Source organism: Rhizobium sp. KDH_Rht_773_N (genome assembly GCF_052946295.1).
In genome coordinates, this window is record NZ_CM129525.1 from 2497468 (window position 1) to 2522292 (window position 24825).

Sequence of the window (24825 nt, forward strand, 5' to 3'; positions counted from 1 at the left end):
CATATCGGCAGGCGAAGGTCAGAGCCGCGGTTGCCCGCCGGTTTTCTACGGATATCCAGATCTATGCGCAGCGTTCGACCCGCGCTCAGGGTGCCCCAGGTCCGCTTGCAGGAGGATCGTGCCTCGGCGTGCGACCAGAGCCTAGTGTAGAAAATGGACCGCTACCGGTACAGAAAACGGATCAGGCGGCGTAGGAGCTGCGCACCATCCAGTTTCCAATGCTTGCGGCGAGCGACATGTCGCCAATGAAGGAGTTGCGCTCCCTGGCGATCTCGGTATCGAGGCTGGAATGGCCCATCCAGGCCGACGTCATGGCCTTCAAATCGGCGGTGACAAAAAGATCGACATCGTAACCGGGATCGGTGAGGCAGAGATCAACCGGCGTGCCTGCCCGTGCCACCAGCCAGTAGTGCCGTTCGTCACGCGGCAGTTCGGGATAGGTGAACTGGATCACGCTGCGCTTGCGCAAGGGCAGGGCGGCGGTATTGACCTTGCGGCGCATGTTCCACATCAGCACGCGGGCATCGAGCTTTTCGAGGGTCACGTTGGCATCGATATTGCGGTGCGCCCAGGCGCCGAGCGCATGCACGATCGGTTCCAGCTCGTTGGCGATCTCGGTCGTCCGGTAGACAATCTCGCCGGTCGTGCGGTTTTCCGAGCGAGTGACAAGTCCGTTTGCCTCCATCTCGCGCAGCCGCTTGGCCATGAGGGTCGGCGACATGCCCGGCACGCCGCGCCTGATTTCGTTGAAGCGGGTGGAGCCGGACCACATTTCGCACAGCAATAGCAGGGTCCATCGCGGCTCGAGAAGCTCGCACGCCTTGGAAACCGGACAAAACTGGTTGTAGCCGCCATTTGCCATCGGATCGCCCTCCGCGCCGGGAGTATCCGCCAAGTTGCAGAAAGCGTCCAGTACAGACAATGTATTAGCCCTGCCGCCTTACAGGCGGGCTGGGAAATTGCGGCAAAAAAGTGTCCTTTCGCACTGGATATCCGGCTGATGTCAGCTAAATGACAGCTTCATATGATGGCTTGGGCTACTTCATCTCCGTGGAGGCGGAGATTTGAAGAATTTCCGGGAGGACTCCGCTCGCTATCAGGACAATTGCGTCCACCGATCGGTGATCTCTCCTCATTTTCAAAAATAGCACTAGCGGTTCGCTCAGCCGCAGCACGGAGGACACATCGTGAAGCATACTTTCATCGCAACTCTTTTGGCAGCGGCTATCGCGCTGCCGGCCTACGCGGCCGATTACACCATCATCGCTCCGGCCGCGCCCGGCGGCGGCTGGGACCAGACGGCCCGCTCGCTGCAGACGGTGCTGCAGCAGGAGGGCATCTCCAAGAGCGTTCAGGTTCAAAACGTTCCGGGTGCCGGCGGTTCCATCGGTCTCGCCCAGTTCAGCAGCCAGAGCGCCGGTAATCCGAACGCGCTCATCGTCGGCGGTTACGTCATGGTCGGTGCGCTTCTGACCAACAAGTCGGCCGTCACGCTGAAGGATGTCACCCCGATTGCCCGTCTGACCGGCGAATACGAAGCGATCGTCGTTCCGGCCGCGTCCGACATCAAGACGCTTGCCGATCTCGTCGCCAAGCTGAAGGCCGATCCCGGCGCCGTTTCCTGGGGTGGCGGTTCTGCCGGCGGCACCGACCATATCGCCGTCGGCCTGATTGCCAAGGCTTCCGGCGTCGATCCGACGAAGATCAACTACGTTGCCTTCTCGGGCGGCGGCGAAGCGCTCGCCGCCATTCTCGGCGGCCAGGTCACGGCCGGCATTTCGAGCTACAGCGAGTTCGAATCGCAGGTCAAGGCCGGTACGCTGCGCCTGCTCGGCGTTTCCAGCGATGCTCGCATTCCCGGCGTCGATGCGCCGACCTTCAAGGAAGCCGGTACCGACGTCTCCATCCAGAACTGGCGCATGGTCGCTGCCGCTCCCGGCCTGACCGATGAGGAGGTCGCCTCGATCGCTGCGGACTTCGACAAGCTGCACAAGTCCGCCGCATGGCAGGAAACCCTCAAGACCAAGGGCTGGGCCGACACCTATCTCGCAGGCGACGAGTTCAAGGCGCAGCTCGAAAAGGATGTCTCGGCCACCGAGGGTATCCTCAAAGAGATCGGTCTCGTTCAATGAGCGAAGCCGATCACGCATCGGCAACGAAGCGCCGCCCCGATTGGGCGGCGCTGATCATTGCCGTTTTCCTCATCGCCGTGGCAGGCATTGTGTTCTGGGATGCCACGCATCTGAAGATGATCGCGCAATATGACCGCATCGGCCCGTCCACGGTGCCGAAAGTCATCGCCCTCGGCCTCTTCTGTCTTGGTATCTGGACGGTATTCGAAAGCTGGCGTGGCGAGTTTCCGGAACGCGAGCACCAGGAAGTGGCGCCCGTCATCTGGATCGTCGCGGGCCTTGCCGGGCAGATGCTGCTCTTGCGCACCGCCGGATTCTCGATTGCGACCGGTGTACTTTTTGCGCTGACCGCCCGCGGTTTCGGCAAGCGCCAGATCTGGTTCTCGCTGCCGCTCGGCATCGTGCTGAGCTTCATCGTCTGGGCGATCTTCTCGCAGCTCCTGCAGCTCTCGCTGCCGGCCGGCCCGCTCGAACATCTGTTCTTCTGACAGCGCTCGCCTCGCGCCGGGCGCTCTCGGTTCTTTTGCTTTTTGCGCGGATGGTCCTGTGCCCCCTCAGGAACCGCCGCTTGGGACAAAACCATGAGCACATTCGAATTCCTCTGGCAGGGCATTCTGGTTGCTGCGCAGCCGATCAACCTGCTCTACGCCCTCATCGGCGTCACTCTGGGCACCGCCGTCGGCGTGCTGCCGGGCATCGGCCCGGCATTGACCGTGGCGCTGCTTCTGCCCGCCACCTACAAGCTCGATCCGGGCGGCTCGCTGATCATGTTTGCCGGCATCTATTACGGCGGCATGTATGGCGGCTCGACCACGTCGATCCTCTTGAACACGCCGGGTGAAAGCTCCTCGATCGTCACGGCGCTCGAAGGCAACAAGATGGCGCGGGCCGGACGCGGCGGACCGGCGCTCGCAACGGCCGCCATCGGCTCGTTCGTTGCCGGCCTCATTGCCACGCTCGGCCTTGCTTTCGTTGCGCCCTACATCGTCAAGCTGGCGCTGATCTTCGGTCCGCGCGAATATTTCGCGCTGATGGTGCTGGCCTTCGTCACCGTCTCCTCGGCCTTCGGGGATTCGGCCCTGCGTGGCCTCACCTCGCTTTTCATCGGCTTCGCCCTCGCCATGGTCGGCATCGACCAGCAGACGGGGCAGGCGCGCCTCTCCTTCGGCATTCCGGATCTGCTCGACGGTATCGAGGTGACGACGCTTGCCGTTGCGATGTTCGCCATCGGCGAGACGCTCTACATCGCCGCCCAGGGCAACCGCGGCGAGGACAAGGTGGAAGCGGTGCGTGGTTCGCTGTGGATGAATGCGCAGGACTGGGCACGTTCGTGGAAGCCGTGGCTGCGCGGCACGATCATCGGTTTCCCGATCGGCGCCATGCCGGCCGGCGGCGCCGAAATCGGCACCTTCCTTTCCTACGCCACGGAAAAGCGCCTGTCGAAGAACCCCGAGGAATTCGGTCAAGGCGCGATTGAAGGTGTTGCCGGTCCCGAGGCCGCCAACAATGCCTCGGCCGCCGGCACGCTGGTGCCGCTGCTGACGCTCGGCCTGCCGACCTCGGCAACAGCGGCAATCATGCTTGCCGGCTTCCAGCAATATGGCCTGCAGCCCGGGCCGCTGCTTTTTGCGACTAATCCGCAGCTCGTCTGGGGTCTTATCGCCAGCCTGCTCATCGCCAATGCGATGCTGCTGGTGCTGAACCTGCCCATGATCGGCCTCTGGGTTCGCCTGCTGACGGTTCCAAAGCCGTGGCTCTATGCCGGCATCCTGCTGTTTGCCACGCTCGGCACGATCGGCGCCAATCCCTCGGTCTTCGAGCTCGGCATGCTGCTCGCCTTCGGCCTGCTCGGTTATGTCATGCGGATTTTCGGCTATCCGATCGCCCCGGCCGTCGTCGGGCTGATCCTGGGGCCGCTGGCGGAGCAGCAGCTTCGCCGGGCGCTGTCGATCAGCCAGGGTGACGTGACCACGCTCGTCATGTCGCCGATTGCCTGCGGCCTGCTGATCGTCGCGGCTGCGGCCTTCCTCATTCCGCTGATCCTGAGATTGCGTGGCCGCGGCCAGGTTCTCTCCCAGCTCGCGGCAAACGAAGACTAAAACAAAAAGACGACCCTGACCCCTAATTCGGGCCGGCCGTGGCGACACGGTCGGCCGTTTCTTTGATATCTGTCAATTTTTCGACTGACGCAGAGTGACTTCCAATTTTTCAACCATATGAATTTAAAAGGAAAATTCCAAATATCTCCGGCTTTCCGGGGAGTTCTTTTCGTTTGCCGGCGAAGGAAATATGCGCTTTTTGCATAGCAGCGGTGATTTCTTGCGCGTTGTGGGTGCATTCGGATCTTCCCATCTATGAGTGGTCAATCATAGAGCGAGAGGAAAAGAAGATGTCCGCTATCAGAAAGTCGATCCACAATGGTTTCCTGGCCCGCGCCTTTGCCGCGCTCGGCGCCGCAAACGCCGTCAGCGCCGCTGTCGAAGGCGGTCGCAAGCCGCGCGCCCGTGACCTGCAGGAACTCGGCATCGATCCGGTAAGCTTCGGCCGTGTTATCCGGTAAGCCGCGCCCGAACTGCATGTCGAACGAATGAGCCCGCAACCGTTGGTCGCGGGCTTTGTTTTTGGAATATGCGAACCGCAGCGCCAGACCGCCCCGGTTTTTCAGCTGAAGCCGCGCCTCGTCAGGCGTGCATGCGTTCCCTCTCGGGAACATGTGTTTCGCTCTGCCGCTCCTGCCTGTTGTGGCGGATCGACGACCAGAGCGAGATGCCGATCAGGGCGGCGCCGCCAAGGCCAGTAATGACCTCGGGAATGTGCATCATCGTCTGCACATACATGATTACCGAGAGGATCAGGATGGCGTAGAAGGCGCCGTGTTCCAGGTAGCGGTATTCGGCAAGCGTTCCCTTTTCCACCAGCATGATCGTCATGGAGCGCACATACATGGCGCCGATGCCGAGGCCGATGGCGATGACGAAGAGGTTCTGCGTCAGCGCGAAGGCGCCAATGACGCCGTCGAAGGAGAAGCTGGCGTCCAGCACTTCCAGATAGATGAAGGCGCCGAGGCCGCCCTTTGCCGCCTCGCTCATCGCGCGCTGCGATGCGTCGAGCAGACCGCCGATCACTTCCACCACGAGAAAGGTCACGAGACCGTAGATGGCGCAGTAGACGAAGGTGGTCGCGTCCTGACCTTCCAGCAGGTGGGAGAAGAGCAGGATCAGCAGGAGCACGAAGGCGATTTCGATGCCCTTGATCGTCGCCGATCGCGCCATCAGCCGCTCCAGCGAACCGATCCAGTGGACCTCCTTCTCATGGTTGAAGAAGTAGGTGAGGCCGACCATCATCAGGAAGGTGCCGCCGAATGCCGCGATCGGCAGATGCGCATCATTCATGATGCGGGCATATTCGGCCGGTTCGCGCGCCGCCAGCACAAGGGCTTCCCAGGGGCCGATCTTTGCCGCGATGGCGACGATTGCCAGCGGGAAGACGATGCGCATGCCGAAGACGGCGATGACGATGCCCCAGGTCAGGAAGCGATGCTGCCAGACGGGGGTCATCTCCTTCAGTTTGTTGGCATTGACGATGGCATTGTCGAAGGAGAGCGAGATCTCCAGCACGGCCAGCACGGTGCAGATGAAGAAGACGGTGGCCATGCCACCCAATGTGCCGGTCGACTGCCAGCCGAGAAATGCACCGAGCGCAAGGCCCAGTGCGGTGACGACGAAGGCCCAGCGGAAATAGCCGAGCGAGGATTTGTGGGATTGAAGCTGGTTCATGGCCGCACCTCGCAGCCGCAAACCGTTTTTGAAGAGAGCGTGAAAACAGAAAAACGCATACCGCAACGGGCATGCGCGTTTGGCATGGTGAGCTTTTTCATCGATGAAAAATCCGCCGGCTGATTTGCAGGCGGTACCGACATCACGAGAGCGCCGTAAAAACTCTCGCCAGAGGGGCCCGGCACCAGGGTTCCCCCGCAGCCGATGTCTGGATGAGGCGGCGGGTGCCCCACTACGTAGTGAAGTTGCCGCGCCAGTCAAGACGCGCGACCGGGCAGGCGCGCCGATTTCTTTGGAACCATGCGTACGTTCACCCGTTACAACCTAGCTGAGCCGATGAAAACATCTCAGATACTCTTGAAGGAGGGCGACGATGCATAATTCGACCCATGTTCCCGACAGGCGCACGGAAGCCGCCGACCGCATGAAGCGGGCGAAGCCCAACCGCATGCAGAAAGCGCAGGTCCTGCCTCCGCACCATGTCGACCTGACCCTGACGCCCGGTGTCATCCATGACATTCACGTACCGGCGCATGTAACCGGCAGCGATCTTTCAAAGGGCGGTATCGACATCAAGAGCGACGATGCCCATGTGGCCAAACCCGTCCGCTGAAAACCAGTTCCACAATCGAAAAGACAGGTGAGACACGAATGACGATCAATCTTGTGCCGCGCGATATGTTCGTCCGGCACGAACATGAGTGGCAGGCCGTGCGTGATGCGGCCGAACGCCGGATCGATGTCCGCAAGCGCGAGAAACCAACCGTGGCGGCCGGCGCAGAAGCTGCCAGGCCGGCAAATTCACCTTCGGCAGCGCAAGGCTGCTGAGCCGGCACAAAGTTCGGACAAGACGCCCGGTCCTGCGCCGGGCGTTTTCGTTTCCGGCAGACGCGGCCCTGGAAAAGCGATCTCGGGTCTGCCTCGCCAACCTTTCGGAAAGGATTGGGCGGCGATAATCCGGCCCGTTCAAGGGAATCGGATCGATGGCCAAGACAGCGACACGCGCACGCCGCAAGGCGCCGGCAAAAAGGAAGAGCAGCGCATCCTCCGGCGGCGCAATGCCCTGGCTGGTAATCGGCATCGCCGCCGTGGGGGCGATTGCCGCCTATGACAACTGGAAGAGCATTCGCCCGATGCTCGGCAAGGCGCCCGCGGCCATCGTTCGCGATACCGCCGAAGCCAAACCTCCCGTGGCCAGGGAGACGCCGAAGCGGGTCGCCGTGGCGGCACCTGCCGTCAAGCCGAAGCAGGCGGGCGATCCCGTGCCGCCGGCCGCGATCCCCTCCGCGCCCGTGCCGCCGGCGAAGATCGTGCCGGCCTCCATATCCTCCAGCGCTCCCTCCGCCTCGCAGACCGCCAAGGCCGCCTTCGGTTATTGCGGGCAGGGCGAGCATATCAATTGCGTGGGTGACGCCGGCACCTTCTGGTACAAGGGCGAGAAAATCGTCATTGCCGACATGGTGAGCCCTGACGTCGATCGGGCGCGCTGCGAAGATGAACGCAGGATCGCCTTTGCGGCCAAGTCACGGCTGCTGGCGCTGCTCAATGCTGGTCCGTTCAATATGAATGCTGCGGGTGCCTCGGATGCTCGGGGTGCGCCGCGTGTCGTCTCGCGCGACGGTCGCTCTTTCGGCACGCGGCTGATCGATGAAGGCCTGGCGAAGAAACCGGGCGTTGCAGGCGGTTCTTGGTGCGCCTGAGGCGATCGTAGAGCCATCGAGGCTCGTTATTTCTTTGCAGGCACCTTGCCGCTGGTGCGGAAGCTGCCGGTGAAGTACGCATCCTTGCTCTCTGCCGTGCATTCGATGGCTGTCGGCTTGCCGGCATAGGGATTGCCAAAGGTGCAGGAGCCGGCAACCTTCACTTCGCCCGTCATCTTGTTGCCGACGCCCGTGGTGACGAGATTGAGCGGCAGGCGGGCATTGCCGTTCGACGCGGGCTTGATACCCTTTCCATCGCCCTGGAAGCCCAACAGCTTGCCGTCCGAGGTGAAGATGAAGGTCACGGTGCCGTTGACGAGCGTCACGCTTGCCAGTTCGCCCTTGCAGCCCTTCGTGGCATCGAATCTCGCGACGACGAGCTTCTGACATTTGCCGCCTAGGGCGATCGCGCCGGGCGCACCTGGAAAATTGTCATCCGCTTGCGCAACAGCGGCAAAGGCGAGGGTGGAAAGGGCGACGACGGCAAGCGCGGAGAATTTCATTTCGATTCGAATCCCATGTGCTGACGAGGCGAATCAACACCTCGGGCTCCAATATCGCGCATTGCATGGCTCTGTGTCCGAATTTGGTTTCGGACATTAAGCAACGATTTCTAATCGTCTCAGCACGGATACATTTTCTTCAATGAGGTGAGCAGGATGAGGGGATAAACTTGGAACGTTTCCTCACCGATATCCGGGTGCAACTCGAGATACTTCTCCACGATCGCGACATATTCGGTCTGCGAAATCGAGGCATTCGGCGGCAAGCAATATAGGCGTGGCTTGCCTTCATCGACGAGGTCAGTATTCACCCATTCAAGTGTCCTTCCAGCCCCACCGATCAGCATCGTGATGACGCTTGTCTGCTTGCTCTCCATCAGCGCGCGCAGTGTCATATCTTCTTTTGCGGAAGCCGGGTTCCAGCTCAGAGCCAGCAGCAATATCAATCCAATAAAAATTCTCATTTGCACCTCCAATGATGGAGAACAAAAGAACAATGCAACTCGCCAGTCAAGCCGCATTCCGGTAGAGCTTGCGCGCCTTCTCTGCTGATTGGGCGGTCAACTCGCCCGGTTCTGAGAGGGACTGCCAAACGCAAATCCAAAAAACTAAAAAGGCCTTTCGATTTCTCGAAAGGCCTTGCTTTTCAGCGAATTAGGATGGTGGGCGTGACAAGGATCGAACTTGTGACCCCTACGATGTCAACGTAGTGCTCTCCCGCTGAGCTACACGCCCATCCGATGTCGGCGCATAGACCACAAAACCTCCGGAGCCGTCAATAGGCTTTTTGAAGTTTTGTGACGAACCGCCAGGACGCCTTATGCGGCAAGCATCTTGTTGACCTCTTCGACGAGGTCGCGCAGGTGGAAAGGCTTGGAAAGGACCTTCGCATCCTTCGGAGCCTTCGAATCAGGGTTCAGCGCAACGGCTGCAAAACCGGTGATGAACATGACCTTCAGGTCGGGATCGAGTTCGGTCGCGCGGCGCGCCAGCTCGATGCCATCCATTTCCGGCATGACGATATCGGTCAGCAGCAGGGAGAAGGGCTCTTCGCGCAGGCGGTCGTAAGCGCTGGCGCCGTTGTCGTAGGAAAGAACCTTGTAGCCGGCCTTTTCGAGCGCCTTCACCAGGAAACGGCGCATATCATTGTCGTCTTCGGCGAGAAGTATCTTCTGAGTCATTAATCCGGACCGCTGATCACTGATATTTTTATGGGATGCCAGCCGTCTACACTAAACTTCGCCCGGTAAACAACCGGTGAAATCGCCCTAGCCGCGACCGCCATCCCTTCTATGTAGTATGGACTTAAGGGCAGGCAACTGGCAACATGGCCGTCACAGCCACTTGATGACATGGTAAAGAGGGCAGAAAGTGCCGGAAATACGCGAATACGAGCTTTTTGAAGTGCATGAGCCCGTGTCGCAGACCATTCCTTTCGTCTACAACTCCCCCCATAGCGGCCGTATTTATCCACCGGAATTCATCGCCCAGTCGCGGCTGGAGGGGATCTCGATACGCCGGTCCGAAGACCACTATGTCGACGAACTGTTCGGCGCGGCGGTGGAGCTCGGGGCACCGCTCCTGCTGGCGAATTTCCCGCGCGCCTATCTCGACGTCAACCGTGAGCCCTACGAACTCGACCCGCGCATGTTCGACGGGCTTTTGCCGCCTTATGCGAACATCAATTCGCTGAGGGTCGCCGGCGGACTCGGCACCATTCCGCGCATCGTGGCGGAGAACATGGAGATCTACGCCCGCCGGCTGCCCGTGCAGGAGGGCTTGGACCGTGTCGAGAGCGTCTACAAGCCCTATCACTCGACGCTGCGGCGGCTGATTGCGCGCACGCATGTGCAATTTGGCTTCGGCGTCCTTATCGACTGCCATTCCATGCCGGGCAACGTGCGCGTGGCCGGCAGCAATGCACGGCCGGACTTCATCATCGGCGACCGCTACGGCACCAGCGCTTCGGCAGAGCTTTCGCGCACGGCGATCGGCATCCTCGAGGAAATGGGTTTTGCGGCGATCCGCAACAAACCCTATGCCGGCGGCTTCATCACCGAACATTACGGCCGCCCGTCCCGCGGGCTGCATGCCCTGCAGATCGAGGTGAACCGCTCGATCTACGTCGACGAGATCACCTTGGAGAAGCGGCCCGATTTCGACCTGGTTGCAGCGGCCATCACGTCGTTCATGCGGCAGATGGCCGATTATATCGAGAAATTCTCCGGCGACCGGGCGCTCGCCGCCGAGTAGTTTTCTGCCTTCAGGTCAAAAAAAACCGCGCTTTGTCAGCGCGGCTAAGTCTAGGGAGGAAACACCCAAGGAGGGTATTTACAGTCAGAAGACTGTAGCCAGGAAACTACTGCTGCATTGCACAAATGTCAAGCATTATATTGCGCTGCAAAATCTTTAGGCAGTCAGCCGGAAATTGCCTGTTGTGTTTGCATTCCACCGCTTTTTCGCTATGAAAAACGCCATTTCCCGCCAGCCATACGGATGTCTCCATGCTTCCCGACCGTTCGTTCTTCAACCGTCTTGCCGAAGCTGCCAAAGCGGAAACCCTGCCGCGCTTCCGCTCGGGCATCAACGTCACCAACAAGCTGTCTTCCGGCTTCGATCCGGTGACGGAGGGTGACAGGGCGGCGGAGACGGCCATCCGCGCCCTGATCGAGCAGCATTTCCCGGAGCACGGCATTCTGGGCGAAGAGCATGGCAATGTCGGCCTCGACCGTGAGCATGTGTGGGTGATCGATCCGATCGACGGCACGCGCGCCTTCATATCCGGCGTTCCGGTCTGGGGCACGCTGATCGGTCTGCAGAAGAACGGCCGGGCGGTGGCCGGCATGATCGAGCAGCCTTTTACCGGCGAGCGCTATTTCGGCGACGAGAACGGTTCGACCTATAGCGGGCCGGAGGGGGAGCGCCGGCTGCAGGTGCGCGATTGCGGCGCTCTTTCCGACGCGATCCTCTTTACGACCTCCCCGCATCTCTTCGTGGGCGAAGAGATGGAGAAATATCGCGAGATCGAAGGTAAGGTGCGGCTCTTCCGCTACGGCTGCGATTGTTATGCCTATGCGTTGCTGGCGGCAGGCCATATCGATCTTGTCATCGAGAACGGCCTCAAGCCCTACGATGTCGGCGGCATCATTCCTGTCATCGAAGGCGCCGGCGGCATCATGACGACCTGGGATGGCGGCCGGCCGGAAAATGGCGGCTCGATCATCGCTGCCGGCAGCAGGGCGGTTTACGAACAGGCAATCGCCATCCTGCAGCGCTGAGAGATGTCGCGCAGACGCGTTCAGGCGGTTTGCTGCAGCGACATGCGTAAACTCGGAGCCTAGACGCCGATCGCCGTCACGTCGTCGGTTGCCTCGGCATCGCTTCCGGGAATGAAGGCGTGGAAGGCGGCAAGCGCGGCCGTGCGATAGATATCCCTCTCCTGGAATATTTCGTGGCGGGCGCCGTTGATCGGAACGAGCTGACCGGCGCGGAAATAGCGCGAAAGCCGTTCCTGTGCCGTATAGGGCACCAGCCCGTCGCGCGTCGGAGCGATGACGACAGAGGGAATGGTGATCGAAAAGAGGTGATAGGGCTGCGTCACGCGATCGATCGCCTTCATGCATTCGTACATCCAGCGCGCGGTCGGCGCCCCCAGCGCAAGCTCCGGATGGGCCTTCATCATGGCTATGTTGCGTTCGAAACGCGTTTCGTCCGACGTGAGCGGATTGTCGGGGAATTGCAGTTCCTTCATCTTGCCGAGCGGCAGGCTGCCGAGACCAAGAGCGCAGAGCGCGCCCGATACCGAACGGATGACGCCTTGCGAGGCGGCCTGGCCGATGAGGCCGAGGAAAGGGGCCGAAAGCACCATGCGCTCGATGCGCGTGGACAAATAAGGTGCCGCCGAAAGCGCGATCAGCCCGCCGGTCGAATGGGCGAGCATGTAGAAGGGCAGGCGGGTATCCGGCAGCACGACCTTTTCGAGAAAGGTGTCGAGATCACGCTCATAGTCGGAAAAGCGACGGAGGTGGCCGTGATTGCGCTTCCTGATCAGGCGCGGCGAGCCGCCCTGGCCACGCAGGTCGTATGTCGCGACCCAGAGGCCCTTGGCGGTGAGATCGCGGATCGTTTCGAAATATTTCTCGATATATTCGCTGCGCCCGTGCAGGAGCACCACGGTTCCATGGGCGACCGCTGTCTGCGACCGGAAGACGGCATAACGCAACCTAAGGCCGTCGTGAGTCTCGAAAAAACCCTCGGCACGGTTCTCCGGCGCCGGATTGTCTGGAGTCGAGTAGAGAACCTGTTCCATGCGGAATGCTTCTTCGCGTGAGGGATATACTAGGGGATATCGCAGAGGCGGGGAAAATCAATGGCAAAATTACCGCTGAACATAAGCCATTTATAATATATTCGGGTTTTTCTATACGGCAAGTTTCGCGAAAGCACAGACACGTTATGGTTAGTGCGAACGAAAGATTTGTCCCGGCATGAAGCCGGTTGTCCGCACGTTCATGACTGAAGATTGGGGCGCCGGGAGGCTGGCCATGAATTCGGTTTCTTCCGTCGGGTCTGTCAATTCCGGCGTCCACCAATCAACCGGCCCGGAGCGGCCGGAGTCCGTTCTCGACTATCTGCAGTCGGGTTATCTCGATATCGATCCGCCGGATGTCCATCTGGCGATCCTCAAGATGTTCAGCGACAATCCCAAGGCGCAGGCAGCCTTTGCGCGCGAATATGCTGCCGTCATGGCAATGCCGCAGAATGCCGGCATCTCGCCGGAAAACGGCCAGTTCCTTGCGATCGAGCAGATGATCATGAACAATCGCGATGCCTTTCCGGCAGAGGGGTTCACGATCACCACGAAGCTGCCGGGCGGCGGCTCGATCGTCGCCGAAGTGCCGCCTTCCAACAGTGGCGGCAAGGACAAGGGCAGCCCTCTTGCCATATTTTCAAGCAGCGATTCGGCAGCACTGTCGCGGATCGTCAGCGCTCTCGTCCTCAGCCATCGGGATGCCGGAGCAGACAGGCTGGATGCGACACAGGACCAGCTCGCAGAGCTTTATGCCTGAAGAAAAGAGGCCGGCGGAGCTGAGGGAGCTCTTGGCCGGCCGAATTGAGGCTGAAGAAGAAGGGACGATACACTTCAGCCTTCGGGCCAGTGTCACCCGATGCTTCTATCTCTAGACGGCAGAGCCTGAACCTGCGCCGAACCCTCCGTTCATACAGGGTTCACGCAGCAATGGCGGCTGTGTCGAACGAGGGCTTGAACTCCCAGAAAGCCATCCCCATCTGAACTTTGCGGACGCCGGAAGGGTCCGCGCAACCGTCCCGAAACCGCCAAGAACGGGGTTTCAGGGGCATGACATCGCAACACGTCGCTTCCCTAGGAGGACATCATGCGTCACGTAGACTTCTCTCCCCTCTATCGTTCCACCGTCGGCTTCGACCGCCTCTTCACGATGCTCGACAGCCTTGCCCAGCCGGAGCAGGTTCCGACCTATCCGCCGTACAATATCGAGCGGACCGGTGAGAACACCTATCGCATCACCATGGCCGTTGCCGGCTTCGACGAAACCGAACTCGCCATCGAATCGCATGCTCACGCGCTTACCGTGAAGGGCGAAAAGCGCGAAGAAAATGCCGATGGCAGCGAGTATCTCTATCGCGGCATCGCCAAGCGCGCCTTCGAGCGGCGCTTCCAGCTTGCCGACCATGTCGAAGTGACGGCCGCGTCGCTCAAGAACGGTCTCCTGCATATCGATCTTCTGCGCAGCATTCCGGAGGCTCTGAAGCCCCGCAAGATCGCCATTGCCGCTGAGCCGGTCGAGGCTCCGAAGGCGATCGAAGCGCAGGTCGTCAACAGCTAATCCGCCTTCCTGCGGATCAGACGGAAACGGCGCCTCGCGGGCGCCGTTTTTCTTTTAAGCCTGTCTCAGCCGGTCAGGCGGGGCTCGCCGCTTCCTCAACCTCCCTTTCGGAGGCACGTCGGGCCGCGGCGGCTGCATATTTCTGGGCAATGACGGCGCAGACCATCAGCTGGATCTGGTGGAAGAGCATCAGCGGCAGAACGATCGCGCCGATCGACTGGCCGGCAAAGATGACGTTTGCCATCGGGACGCCGCTTGCCAGGCTCTTCTTCGAGCCGCAGAAAGTGATGGTGATCTCGTCGGCCTTGTTGAAGCCGAGCCAACGGCTGCCGAACATGGTCAGAATGAGGACGAATGCCAGAAGCAGCATGTCGGCGACGATGACGGCGGCAATATCGGCGATCGAGAAAGTGCGCCACAGTCCCTCGACGACAGCCGTCGAAAAGGCCAGATAGACGACCATCAGGATGGAACCGCGGTCGACCGGCATCAGGATCTTCTTCTTGGAGCGGATCCAGTCGCCGATCCAGGGCTGCAGGATCTGGCCGACGACGAAGGGTGCCAGCAGCTGCAGCAGGATCTGCTCCAGCGCATCGAAGGAAAAGCCGCCATGGCCGCCGACCGAGAAGAGCAGGCCGACGAGCAGCGGCGTCAGGAACATGCCGAAAATATTGGAGGCTGAGGCCGAGCAGATCGCCGCCGGCACATTGCCGCCCGCCATCGACGTGAAGGCGATCGAGGACTGCACGGTCGACGGCAGCACGCAGAGGAAAAGAATGCCGAGATAGAGCGGCTGCGGCAGGATCGAATCCGGGATGAAGCCCATCGCCAGGCCGAGAACCGGAAAGATGCCGAAGGTCGTCAGCAGGATGACGAGATGCAGCCGCCAGTGCAAAAGACCGGCGATGACGACATCACGCGACAGGCGCGCGCCATGCAGAAAGAACAGAAGCGCGATGGCGAAATCGGTCGCCACGCCGAACCAGTCGGCGAAGGTCCCGCTCGCCGGGAGGATCGAGGCGAGGATGACGGTGCAGACGAGCAGGATCGTGAATGTATCGGGCAGAAAGCGGCGCATGGCAGTCTCGCTGGAACGAATGAGTTATTGTTCTGTCACTCATTATGATCCAGGATGCAAGGAATAACAGTTATCGCAAATCAGGATGGCGGTCATGCTCGACCTTTCCCAGCTCCGTAGTTTCGTCACCGTAGAACAGATGGGCAGCTTCACACTGGCAGCCGAGAGGCTGGGCCTCGGGCAGTCGACGGTCAGCCAGCATATTCAACGGCTGGAAACGTCGCTCGGGCGCCGCCTGCTCGAGCGCGATACGCACAAGGTTGTGCTGACGGGTGACGGCGAGGCCCTGCTGTCGCATGCGCGGGCCATGCTGTCGATCGAGGGGCAGGTGCAATCGCTGTTTAGGGGCGGCAGCCTGCGCGGGCGCCTGCGGCTTGGCGTTTCCGAGGATTTCGTGACGAGCCAGCTGCCGGCGGTGCTGGAGGATTTTGTGCGCTCTCATCCCTCCGTCGATCTGGAGCTGACGGTGGCGCTTTCCGGGGTGCTCTACGAGATGCAGGACGCCGGCGCGATCGACCTCGTGCTTGCCAAGCGAAGGCTCGGCGATGAGCACGGAAAACTCGTCTACAGGGAACCGCTGGTGTGGCTGGCGCGCGATCCGGAGCATGTGCTGGTATCCGGCCCGCTGCCGCTTATCGCCTTTCCGCCGCCAAGTGTCACGCGCGCCATCGCACTGGAAGCGCTTGGCCGGCATGGCGTGGCCTGGCGCATTGTCTGCACCTGCGGCAGCCTGAGCGGGCTGACGGCCGCGGCGCGCGCCGGCATGGGCGTGCTCGTGCAGCCGCGCAGCATGGCGCCTTCGGGGTTGAAGGAAATCGCGCCCGCCAGGCTGCCGGCGCTGGAAGATGTCGAATTCGTGCTGGTGCCGCGAAAGGGGGCGGATCAGGCGCTCGTCGCGGCCCTTTCGGACGATATTCTGAGGAAGGTCAGGAGCTTGCGCTCGGCCTGATTGCCTTTCAAAAATCCCGCCGGTGAAGGCGGGATTTTCGTCTTCGAAATCAGATCTTTACGGCGAAACGCACTGGCGGCGCGGACCGTAGTAGGGCTGATAGGTATTGTCGTAGGCACGGTAGGAGCGATAGCGCGAATAGCACCAGCGGGTGTGATAGCTGCCGCCGGAGTAATAGCGCGGCTGGCGCTGCGCGTTCAGGATGCCGCCGATGATGACGCCAGCGGCAAGGCCGCCGATAATGGCGCCGGCATTGTTGTGCCGGTGATACCGGCGATGACGCCAGCGGTCGTCGCCGTAGCGATAACGATCGTAACGATAGCGATCCCCGTAGCGGCGGTAATACTGCACCTGCTCGACATTCGAGACCTGCGGCATATCAGGCCTGGCGATTGCCGGAAACGCCTGAGCCGGTGTTATGCCTGTAAAGGCCGTCGCCACGCTCAGGACGATGATTGCCAATTTCTTCATTTCTTCACCTCTTCATAGGAAACGGGTGACACGGGCCGCCTATGAATTGACGGAGGAATGCCGAAGAGGCGGACTTTGTTCCGCACTGGCCGGAATATGGGTTTTCGAGCCGCCATTCCGGCCTTTCGGAAATCAGGCCGCCAGGCACTTCAGGAAGCCATCGACATCGGCTTCCGTCGTTGCAAAGCTGGTGACGAGGCGCACAAGCGTTTCGCCATCGGAAACGAGGTCCGGCATGCCGGCCGGGATCGGCCACTCGTAGAATTTTGCGCCTCTGTCTTCAGCCGTCTTTGCTGCAGATTTCTGAATGACTGCGAAAACCTCGTTCGATGCGGTCGGCCAGGCCAGCCGAGCCGAATTGCTGGCGCCGATGCCGGCGCGCAGACGTTCCGCCATACCGTTGGAGTGGCGGGCGAGATCGAGCCAGAGGCCGTTTTCGAAATAGGCATCGAACTGGGCGGAGATGAAGCGCGACTTGGAGAAGAGCTGGGCGGCGCGCTTGCGGATGAAGTGCATTTCCTTCGCCTGTCCGGGATTGAAAAAGACGATGGCTTCCGCGCACCAGCAGCCGTTCTTGGTGCCGCCGAAGGAGAGAATGTCGACACCGCGCTTCCAGGTCATCTCGGCGGGCGTCGCGTTGAGCGCGACGAGGGCATTGGCGAAGCGGGCGCCGTCCATGTGCAGAGGCAGATTGCGCTTCCTGGCAATGGCGGAAATCTCGCCGATTTCCGGCAGGGAGTAGACGGTGCCGATTTCCGTCGCCTGCGTGATCGTGACGGCGCTGGCGCGGCCGTGGTGGACGGCGTCTTCGGGAAAGGCGGCAATCCTTGCCGACAGCGCTGCCGGGTCGATCTTGCCAAAATCGCCGGCGACCGGCATCAGGCGGGAAGCGCCGGAGAAGAATTCGGGGGCGCCGCATTCGTCCTGAGCGACATGAGCCTCCTGGTGGCAGAAGGCGATGCCGCCGGGGCGCTGCACGCTTGCGAGCGAAAGCGAGTTCGCGGCGGTGCCGGTGGCGACGAAGAAGACCGAGACCTCGCGCTCGAAGATTTCCGAGAAGCGGGCTTCCACCTTCCTGTCATAGTCGCTGTTGCCATAGGCGGCGGCAAAACCGGCGGATTGAGCCAGCAGGCGCTCGGCAATGGATTGATGGGCGCCAGCCCAGTTGTCAGATGCAAAAAACATGGAAGAAACCATTGAAAATGATGGGGCGGGAGGTTCGGATGGGGACATTACGCCAAAGCTTCACAGGATCAAGGGCAGAAGCCGGAACGCATCACAAAAATTGAACCGCGCAATCAATAAACAAAATAACGCCATTAATGTGTAATTTTATGTCGCCTCTTTGGCTGATCCGGCAATCTTCCGTCGTAAATTGACGTTTTTTTTAAGAGCACGCTCTTGCGGAGAGGAATTGTTTCTGGCATTGAACTGATGAACTAGGACAGGGTTGCTGTCCTATTTTGGCCTTCCCGGCCGAAGAGGCGCCGAAAGCCCTGGTAGAGAGCGGCTTTCACGCTATAGTTCCTTCGAGTGCCGAGCCTTCAGATGGCGGCGCGCGGAGGCGAATGGCAGGCGCGGAACGCGGCGGTTTGCTTTCCTTGAAGAGCAGACGTCTGCGACCGGATCTTCACAATGCAACAGCGCTGTCACGCGCCGGACCTATCTTGAAAGGTGCGGTGCGCGACGAAAGGCCGCCCGCAGCCCCGCGGGCTTCGACAGGAGGAAAGACGATGACGAAGATGACGCCATCCACGGGTATTGATCGGTTCGCAGCAGCAGACGTGCGCGCAACGGCCAATACGCGTAAATCTGCCTCCGGCCTGCCGAAAAAGCAGGGGCTCTACGATCCGCGCAACGAACACGACGCCTGCGGTGTCGGCTTCGTTGCGCATATGAAGGGCCAGAAGTCGCATCAGATCGTCCGGGACGGTCTTTTCATTCTCGAAAACCTGACGCATCGCGGTGCCGTCGGCGCCGACCCGCTGATGGGCGACGGGGCCGGCATTCTCGTGCAGATTCCCGACCGTTTCTTCCGCGAGGAAATGGCCCAGCAGGGCATCACCCTGCCTAAGGCCGGCGAATATGGTGTCGGCCATATTTTCATGCCGCGCGACGAAAAGCAGATCGAGCATTTCAAGAAGGTGATCAAGGACGTCATCACCGAGGAAGGCCAGGTCTTCATCGGCTTCCGCGACGTGCCTGTCGACAATTCTTCGCTCTCCAAGGCGCCGGCAATTGCCGCCACCGAACCGCATCACGTCCAGGTCTTCATCGGTGCCGGCAAGGATGCCGCGACGAACAGCGAGTTCGAGCGCCGGCTCTTCACGCTTCGCAAGGTGATCTCCAACCGTATCTATGACGAGTTCGACGGCGAGGAGAGCAATTTCTATCCGGTGTCGCTCTCCAGCACGACCGTCGTCTACAAGGGCATGTTCCTGGCCTATCAGGTCGGCGCCTATTACAAGGACCTGGCGGACCCGCGTTTCGAAAGCGCCGTCGCCCTCGTGCATCAGCGGTTTTCGACCAACACTTTCCCGTCCTGGAAGCTCGCGCACCCCTATCGCATGGTCGCCCACAACGGCGAAATCAACACGCTGCGCGGCAACGTCAACTGGATGGCGGCGCGCCAGGCTTCGGTCTCCTCTCCGCTCTTCGGCGAGGACATCTCCAAGCTTTGGCCGATCTCCTATGAAGGCCAGTCGGATACGGCCTGTTTCGATAACGCGCTCGAATTCCTCGTGCGCGGCGGCTATTCGCTGTCGCATGCCGTCATGATGCTGATCCCGGAGGCCTGGGCCGGAAACCAGTCCATGTCGCCCGAGCGCAAGGCCTTCTACGAATATCATGCCGCTCTCATGGAGCCGTGGGACGGGCCGGCCGCGGTCGCCTTCACGGACGGCAAGCAGATCGGGGCCACGCTCGACCGTAACGGCCTGCGCCCGGCCCGCTACCTCGTGACCAACGACGACCGCGTCATCCTGGCGTCCGAGGCCGGCACGCTGCCGGTTGCGGAGGAAAACATCGTCCAGAAGTGGCGCCTGCAGCCAGGCAAGATGCTGCTGATCGACATGGAGGAAGGGCGCATCATCTCCGACGACGAGGTGAAGGCGCAGCTGGCGAACGCGCATCCCTATCGCAGCTGGCTGAACCGCACGCAGCTCATCCTTGAGGACCTGAAGCCGGTCGAGCCGCGCGCGCTGCGCCGCGACGTCTCGCTGCTCGATCGCCAGCAGGCCTTCGGCTATACGACCGAGGACACCAGGATCCTGATGTCGCCGATGGCGACGACGGGTCAGGAAGCGATCGGCTCGATGGGCACGGATACGCCGATCTCGGCCATGTCCGACAAGTCGAAGCTGCTCTACACCTATTTCAAGCAGAATTTCGCGCAGGTGACGAACCCGCCGATCGACCCGATCCGAGAAGAGCTCGTCATGAGCCTCGTCTCCTTCATCGGTCCGCGTCCGAACATTCTCGACCACGAAGGCATGGCGAACGCCAAGCGACTCGAAGTGCGCCAGCCGATCCTGACCAACGGCGATCTCGAAAAGATCCGCTCGATCGGTCACACGGAAGACCGTTTCGATACGAAGACGCTCGACTTCACCTACGATGTGGAGCGCGGTGCCGAAGGCATGCCGGAAATGCTCGATCGTCTCTGCGAGCGGGCGGAAGCAGCCGTCAAGGGCGGCTACAACATCATCGTGCTCTCCGACCGCCAGATCGGCCCGGATCGTATCGCCATCCCCGCGCTGCTGGCGACCGCTGCCGTGCACCATCACCTGATCCGCAAGGGGCTGCGCACCTCGGTCGGCCTCGTCGTCGAAACCGGCGAGCCGCGCGAAGTGCACCATTTCTGCCTGCTGGCCGGCTATGGCGCGGAAGCGATCAACCCCTATCTCGCCTTCGACACGCTGCTCGACATGCATGCCAAGGGCGAATTCCCGAAGGAAGTCGATGCCAGCGAGGTCGTCTACCGCTATATCAAGGCGGTCGGCAAGGGCATCCTGAAGGTCATGTCGAAGATGGGCATTTCGACCTATCAGTCCTATTGCGGCGCGCAGATCTTCGACGCGATCGGCCTGCAGTCGGAATTCGTCGACAAATACTTCTTCGGTACCGCGACGACGATCGAAGGTGTCGGCCTGGAGGAAATCGCCAGCGAAACGGTTGCCCGCCACAAGGCCGCTTTCGGCCGCGACCCGATCCTGGCGAGCAATCTCGATATCGGCGGCGAATATGCCTACCGCATGCGCGGCGAAAGCCATGCCTGGACCCCGGATGCCGTGGCTGCCCTGCAGCATGCGGTGCGCGGCAATGCCGAGGACCGCTACCGCGAATTCGCCGAGATGGTGAACACGTCGGCACTGCGCATGAACACGATCCGCGGCCTCTTCAAGATCAAGAGCGCGGAGGCCCTCGGCCGCACGCCGGTCTCGCTCGACAGCGTCGAGCCGGCCATCGATATCGTCAAGCGCTTCTCCACCGGCGCCATGTCCTTCGGCTCGATCAGCCGCGAGGCGCATACGACGCTTGCCATCGCCATGAACCGGATCGGCGGCAAGTCGAACACCGGCGAAGGCGGCGAGGAGAGCGACCGCTACATGCCGCTCTCGGACGGTTCTTCGAACCCCGAGCGTTCGGCCATCAAGCAGATCGCCTCCGGCCGCTTCGGCGTGACGACGGAATATCTCGTCAATGCCGACGTGCTGCAGATCAAGGTTGCGCAGGGTGCCAAGCCCGGCGAAGGCGGCCAGCTGCCCGGCCACAAGGTCGATGCGGTCGTTGCCAAGACCCGCCACTCGACGCCTGGCGTCGGCCTGATTTCGCCGCCGCCGCACCATGACATCTATTCGATCGAAGATCTGGCGCAGCTGATCTACGACCTGAAGAACGTCAATCCGACCGCGGATGTTTCGGTCAAGCTCGTCTCGGAAGTCGGCGTCGGCACGGTTGCCGCCGGCGTTGCCAAGGCGCGCGCCGACCACATCACGGTTGCCGGTTTCGACGGCGGCACGGGCGCTTCGCCGCTCACCTCGCTGAAGCATGCCGGCAGCCCCTGGGAAATCGGCCTTGCCGAAACCCAGCAGACGCTGGTGCTGAACGGCCTGCGGTCGCGTGTCGCCCTGCAGGTCGACGGTGGTCTGAAGACCGGCCGCGACGTCGTCATCGGCGCGTTGCTTGGCGCCGACGAGTTCGGTTTCGCGACGGCGCCGCTGATCGCAGCCGGCTGTGTGATGATGCGCAAATGCCATCTCAACACCTGTCCGGTGGGTGTGGCGACGCAGGATCCTGTCCTGCGCAAGCGCTTCAAGGGCACGCCCGAGCACGTCATCAATTATTTCTTCTTCGTCGCCAACGAAGTGCGCGAAATTCTGGCTTCCCTCGGTTTCACCAGGCTCGATGAGATCATCGGCGCTTCGGAACTGCTGGAGAAGGACGAGATGCTGGCACACTGGAAGGCCAAGGGTCTCGACTTCGCGAAGATCTTCCACAAGGTCGATGCGCCGAAGGAAGAGACCTACTGGACGACACGGCAGAAGCATCCGATCGACGACATTCTCGACCGCAAGATGATCGCGGCAGCCGAGCCGGCGCTGGCATCGAAGACGCCGGTCGCCTTCGAAGTCGATATCAAGAATGTCGATCGTTCGGCCGGTGCGATGCTGTCTGGCGAGGTCGCCAAGCGTTACAACCACCGCGGCCTGAAGGAAGACACGATCAACGTCACGCTGAGGGGGACGGCCGGTCAGAGCTTCGGCGCGTTCCTCGCCCGCGGCATCACCTTCAACCTGATCGGCGACGGCAACGACTATGTCGGCAAGGGTCTTTCGGGCGGCAAGATCATCATCCGGCCGCCGGAGAACTCGAAGATCGTCGCCGAGAATTCGATCATCGTCGGCAATACCGTTCTCTACGGTGCGACCGAGGGCGAGTGTTACTTCCGTGGTGTCGCTGGCGAGCGCTTCGCGGTTCGCAACTCCGGTGCCATCGCCGTCGTCGAAGGCGTGGGCGACCATGGCTGCGAATACATGACCGGCGGCGTGGTCGTCGTGCTCGGCGGAACGGGCCGCAACTTCGCGGCCGGCATGTCCGGCGGCGTGGCCTATGTTCTCGATGAGGCCGGCGATTTCGCCAGCCGCTGCAACATGGCCATGGTCGAGCTCGAGCCGGTTCCGGAAGAGGACGACATGCTGGAAAAGCTGCACCATCACGGCGGTGACCTCATGCACAAGGGACGCGTCGATGTCTCCGGTGACATGACGCGCCACGACGAGGAGCGCCTCTACCAGCTCATCTCCAACCATCTGCACTACACGGGCTCCACCCGCGCCAAGGAGATCCTTGAGCACTGGGCCGACTATCGCCCGAAATTCCGCAAGGTCATGCCGGTCGAATACCGCCGCGCGCTTGAGGAAATGGAGCGCAGCCGGATGGGCATCGCTGCCGAGTAATTCAGCCGAACAATCCGCCACGCCGCACAAGCCTGCGTGGCGGATGACCGAAATATCTCGATGACCCACGACGATCGGCCGCAAGCCTAAAGCTCGCGCCACCGCGTGGATGGTTCTCAGGGGATATGTTCAATGACGGTCGAAACCAACAAGTTGCCTCCGCGATCGAGGCTGAACAGACAACTGGCCGCAGGCGAGGCGGTCATGACGGTAAGGGACGAAAATATGGGTAAGGTTACAGGTTTTCTGGAAATCGACCGGCAGGTAGCAAAGTATCAGCCGGCGTCGGACCGCATCCGGCATTTCCGCGAATTCACGATCCCGATGTCGGACCCGGAAGTACAGAAACAGGCGGCTCGCTGCATGGACTGTGGCATTCCCTATTGCCACGGGCCGACCGGCTGCCCTGTTCACAACCAGATTCCGGACTGGAACGACCTCGTCTACAACAACAATTGGGAAGCGGCGATCCAGAACCTGCACTCGACCAACAACTTCCCGGAATTTACCGGTCGTGTCTGCCCCGCTCCCTGCGAAGAGGCCTGCACGCTGAACCTCGAAGATGCGCCGGTCGCGATCAAGACGGTCGAGCAGGCGATTGCCGACAAGGCTTACGAACTCGGCTTCATCCGTCCACAGCCGGCGACGATCCATACCGGCAAGAAAGTCGCCATCATCGGCTCCGGACCCGCCGGCATGGCGGCGGCCCAGCAGCTCGGCCGTGCCGGTCATGACGTGCATGTCTACGAACGCGAGACGAAGCCGGGCGGCCTGCTCCGTTACGGCATCCCGGACTTCAAGATGGAGAAGAACTTCATCGATCGCCGTGTCGAGCAGATGAAGGGCGAGGGCGTGACCTTCCATTGCGGCGTCAATGTCGGCGTCGACGTCAAGGTCGAGCAGCTTCTGGCCGATCATGACGCCGTGCTTTACTGCGGCGGCTCCGAGACGCCGCGCGAGGCCGGCATTCCCGGCACCGACCTGTCGGGTGTTCACGATGCGATGCCGTACCTGGTGCAGCAGAACAAGCGCGTCGGCCGCGAGAATATCGACAGCACCGGCTGGCCGTCCGATCCGATCCTTGCCGGCGCCAAACATGTCGTCGTCGTCGGCGGTGGCGACACTGCCTCCGACTGCGTCGGCACGGCTTTCCGTCAGGGTGCGGTCAAGGTGACGCAGCTCGACATCCGCCCGCAGCCGCCGGAAAAGGAAGACAAGCTTGCCGTCTGGCCGTTCTGGGCCACGAAGATGCGTACGTCCTCCTCGCAGGCCGAAGGCGCGGTACGCGAATTCCAGGTCGCGACGCTGGAATTCGTCGGTGAGGACGGGGTGCTGACCGGCGTGAAGTGCTGCGAGGTCGACGAGCGCCGTCGCCCGGTTCCAGGCACCGAATTCGTCATCAAGGCGGATCTCGCTTTCATCGCCATCGGCTTCAGCGGCCCGTTCAAGGACAGCGTCCTGAAGGAGCTCGACGGCAAGCTGACGCTCAATGTCGACAGGCGCGGATCGACCAACGTCGTCGCCAACGACCGTGACTACAAGACCTCGGTCGACAAGCTCTGGACGGCCGGCGATGTGCGCCGCGGCCAGTCGCTGGTGGTGTGGGCGATCCGCGAAGGCCGCCAGGCCGCACGCGCCATCGACGAGGCCTTGATGGGCTCCACCGTCCTGCCGCGCTGATCTGCCTCAAAATACCCGTCGCACAACAGCTCCGCCGTCATCCGGCGGAGTTTTTTTATGGTGCGACCGGTTGACGCGTCGCTGCCTCCGGCAAGCTTCGTACAATTCCGCAACCGCAGGCTCTTTGCGTGCGCAGGCCAGAACCGGCCCTGCGGCGACCGCACGGACATGCCCCCGCCGATCGGTCGCGAGACGTTTCACTGCTGGCAGC

General features: G+C 61.4%; 24 protein-coding genes and 1 tRNA gene. 15 read left to right on the forward strand and 10 right to left on the reverse strand.

What is annotated here, in order from left to right; translation table 11 throughout:
- Window positions 1-181: 181 nt before the first annotated feature.
- Complete coding sequence (locus ACU8HS_RS12420; RefSeq protein WP_447014488.1) at window positions 182-895, reverse strand: winged helix-turn-helix transcriptional regulator; 714 nt, start codon at window positions 893-895, stop codon at window positions 182-184.
- Between the two features lie 292 nt (window positions 896-1187).
- Here ACU8HS_RS12420 and ACU8HS_RS12425 point away from each other — a divergent pair, with 292 nt between their 5' ends.
- The 4 genes from ACU8HS_RS12425 (at window position 1188) to ACU8HS_RS12440 (ending at window position 4692) form a co-directional block, all read left to right on the forward strand.
- Window positions 1188-2132, forward strand: a complete 945-nt coding sequence (locus ACU8HS_RS12425) for a Bug family tripartite tricarboxylate transporter substrate binding protein (RefSeq protein ID WP_112563739.1) — start codon at window positions 1188-1190, stop codon at window positions 2130-2132.
- On the forward strand, window positions 2129-2620 hold the full coding sequence (locus tag ACU8HS_RS12430) for a tripartite tricarboxylate transporter TctB family protein (protein WP_112754709.1): 492 nt from the start codon (window positions 2129-2131) through the stop codon (window positions 2618-2620). Before ACU8HS_RS12425 ends, ACU8HS_RS12430 begins: the two co-directional genes overlap by 4 nt.
- 93 nt (window positions 2621-2713) lie before the next feature.
- On the forward strand, window positions 2714-4231 hold the full coding sequence (locus ACU8HS_RS12435) for a tripartite tricarboxylate transporter permease (RefSeq protein WP_112563743.1): 1518 nt from the start codon (window positions 2714-2716) through the stop codon (window positions 4229-4231).
- Window positions 4232-4521: 290 nt separating this feature from the next.
- On the forward strand, window positions 4522-4692 hold the full coding sequence (locus tag ACU8HS_RS12440) for a hypothetical protein (RefSeq protein WP_183829544.1): 171 nt from the start codon (window positions 4522-4524) through the stop codon (window positions 4690-4692).
- Between the two features lie 121 nt (window positions 4693-4813).
- Here the strand turns inward: ACU8HS_RS12440 and ACU8HS_RS12445 are convergent, their stop codons facing one another.
- Window positions 4814-5908 carry a DUF475 domain-containing protein gene (locus tag ACU8HS_RS12445; protein ID WP_113412904.1) on the reverse strand — a complete coding sequence of 365 codons (1095 nt, stop codon included), beginning with the start codon at window positions 5906-5908 and terminating at the stop codon, window positions 4814-4816.
- On the opposite strand from ACU8HS_RS12445, the gene ACU8HS_RS12450 reads away from it, so the two are divergent.
- From ACU8HS_RS12450 to ACU8HS_RS12465, 4 genes are all read left to right on the forward strand, one after another.
- The gene (locus ACU8HS_RS12450) at window positions 5894-6031 is read left to right on the forward strand and encodes a hypothetical protein (RefSeq protein ID WP_162702887.1); all 138 of its coding nucleotides are present in this window, start codon (window positions 5894-5896) and stop codon (window positions 6029-6031) included. The two genes, ACU8HS_RS12445 and ACU8HS_RS12450, sit on opposite strands and share 15 nt — an antisense overlap.
- A gap of 250 nt (window positions 6032-6281) precedes the next feature.
- Window positions 6282-6521 carry a hypothetical protein gene (locus ACU8HS_RS12455; RefSeq protein WP_112563747.1) on the forward strand — a complete coding sequence of 80 codons (240 nt, stop codon included), beginning with the start codon at window positions 6282-6284 and terminating at the stop codon, window positions 6519-6521.
- Window positions 6522-6559: 38 nt separating this feature from the next.
- Window positions 6560-6736 carry a hypothetical protein gene (locus tag ACU8HS_RS12460; RefSeq protein ID WP_447014489.1) on the forward strand — a complete coding sequence of 59 codons (177 nt, stop codon included), beginning with the start codon at window positions 6560-6562 and terminating at the stop codon, window positions 6734-6736.
- Between the two features lie 155 nt (window positions 6737-6891).
- Window positions 6892-7608 carry a hypothetical protein gene (locus ACU8HS_RS12465; RefSeq protein ID WP_447014490.1) on the forward strand — a complete coding sequence of 239 codons (717 nt, stop codon included), beginning with the start codon at window positions 6892-6894 and terminating at the stop codon, window positions 7606-7608.
- Between the two features lie 26 nt (window positions 7609-7634).
- On the opposite strand, the gene ACU8HS_RS12470 is transcribed toward ACU8HS_RS12465, so the two are convergent.
- The 4 genes from ACU8HS_RS12470 to cpdR1 all read right to left on the reverse strand — a co-directional run bounded on the left by ACU8HS_RS12470 (window position 7635) and on the right by cpdR1 (window position 9292).
- Window positions 7635-8111: a hypothetical protein gene (locus ACU8HS_RS12470; RefSeq protein WP_113412905.1), complete on the reverse strand. Its 477-nt coding sequence runs from the start codon at window positions 8109-8111 to the stop codon at window positions 7635-7637.
- A 119-nt stretch (window positions 8112-8230) separates the two neighbouring features.
- Window positions 8231-8575: a hypothetical protein gene (locus ACU8HS_RS12475; protein ID WP_112563753.1), complete on the reverse strand. Its 345-nt coding sequence runs from the start codon at window positions 8573-8575 to the stop codon at window positions 8231-8233.
- Between the two features lie 196 nt (window positions 8576-8771).
- Window positions 8772-8846 (reverse strand) — tRNA-Val (locus tag ACU8HS_RS12480).
- An 83-nt stretch (window positions 8847-8929) separates the two neighbouring features.
- The gene (gene cpdR1 / locus ACU8HS_RS12485) at window positions 8930-9292 is read right to left on the reverse strand and encodes a response regulator CpdR1 (RefSeq protein ID WP_007527565.1); all 363 of its coding nucleotides are present in this window, start codon (window positions 9290-9292) and stop codon (window positions 8930-8932) included.
- Between the two features lie 190 nt (window positions 9293-9482).
- Between cpdR1 and ACU8HS_RS12490 the strand changes: the two genes are divergently transcribed.
- Together ACU8HS_RS12490 and hisN are read left to right on the forward strand one after the other, a co-directional pair.
- Window positions 9483-10364: an N-formylglutamate amidohydrolase gene (locus ACU8HS_RS12490; RefSeq protein WP_112563755.1), complete on the forward strand. Its 882-nt coding sequence runs from the start codon at window positions 9483-9485 to the stop codon at window positions 10362-10364.
- Window positions 10365-10615: 251 nt separating this feature from the next.
- Entirely contained in the window at window positions 10616-11389 is a 774-nt protein-coding gene (gene hisN / locus ACU8HS_RS12495) for a histidinol-phosphatase (protein ID WP_112703720.1), read from the forward strand.
- Between the two features lie 59 nt (window positions 11390-11448).
- Here hisN and ACU8HS_RS12500 read toward each other — a convergent pair whose 3' ends face one another.
- The gene (locus tag ACU8HS_RS12500; RefSeq protein ID WP_112703719.1) at window positions 11449-12420 is read right to left on the reverse strand and encodes an alpha/beta hydrolase; all 972 of its coding nucleotides are present in this window, start codon (window positions 12418-12420) and stop codon (window positions 11449-11451) included.
- 235 nt (window positions 12421-12655) lie between these two features.
- On the opposite strand from ACU8HS_RS12500, the gene ACU8HS_RS12505 reads away from it, so the two are divergent.
- Window positions 12656-13180, forward strand: coding sequence for a hypothetical protein (locus ACU8HS_RS12505; RefSeq protein WP_447014491.1), 525 nt, complete (start codon window positions 12656-12658; stop codon window positions 13178-13180).
- Window positions 13181-13507: 327 nt separating this feature from the next.
- On the forward strand, window positions 13508-13978 hold the full coding sequence (locus ACU8HS_RS12510) for an Hsp20 family protein (RefSeq protein ID WP_112563763.1): 471 nt from the start codon (window positions 13508-13510) through the stop codon (window positions 13976-13978).
- A gap of 73 nt (window positions 13979-14051) precedes the next feature.
- Here ACU8HS_RS12510 and ACU8HS_RS12515 read toward each other — a convergent pair whose 3' ends face one another.
- Complete coding sequence (locus tag ACU8HS_RS12515) at window positions 14052-15056, reverse strand: bile acid:sodium symporter family protein (RefSeq protein ID WP_447014492.1); 1005 nt, start codon at window positions 15054-15056, stop codon at window positions 14052-14054.
- Between the two features lie 94 nt (window positions 15057-15150).
- On the opposite strand from ACU8HS_RS12515, the gene ACU8HS_RS12520 reads away from it, so the two are divergent.
- On the forward strand, window positions 15151-16005 hold the full coding sequence (locus ACU8HS_RS12520; RefSeq protein WP_447014493.1) for a LysR family transcriptional regulator: 855 nt from the start codon (window positions 15151-15153) through the stop codon (window positions 16003-16005).
- A 57-nt stretch (window positions 16006-16062) separates the two neighbouring features.
- Here ACU8HS_RS12520 and ACU8HS_RS12525 read toward each other — a convergent pair whose 3' ends face one another.
- Entirely contained in the window at window positions 16063-16476 is a 414-nt protein-coding gene (locus ACU8HS_RS12525; protein WP_447014494.1) for a BA14K family protein, read from the reverse strand.
- 132 nt (window positions 16477-16608) lie between these two features.
- A complete protein-coding gene (locus ACU8HS_RS12530; protein ID WP_113499929.1) occupies window positions 16609-17661 on the reverse strand; it encodes a threonine aldolase family protein in 1053 nt (350 codons plus the stop codon).
- 548 nt (window positions 17662-18209) lie between these two features.
- On the opposite strand from ACU8HS_RS12530, the gene gltB reads away from it, so the two are divergent.
- Together gltB and ACU8HS_RS12540 are read left to right on the forward strand one after the other, a co-directional pair.
- A complete protein-coding gene (gene gltB / locus ACU8HS_RS12535; RefSeq protein ID WP_112755882.1) occupies window positions 18210-22934 on the forward strand; it encodes a glutamate synthase large subunit in 4725 nt (1574 codons plus the stop codon).
- A 225-nt stretch (window positions 22935-23159) separates the two neighbouring features.
- Window positions 23160-24614 (forward strand): glutamate synthase subunit beta, encoded by a 1455-nt coding sequence (locus ACU8HS_RS12540; protein WP_112755895.1) that lies wholly within the window; start codon window positions 23160-23162, stop codon window positions 24612-24614.
- The last annotated feature ends 211 nt before the right edge of the window (window positions 24615-24825 follow it).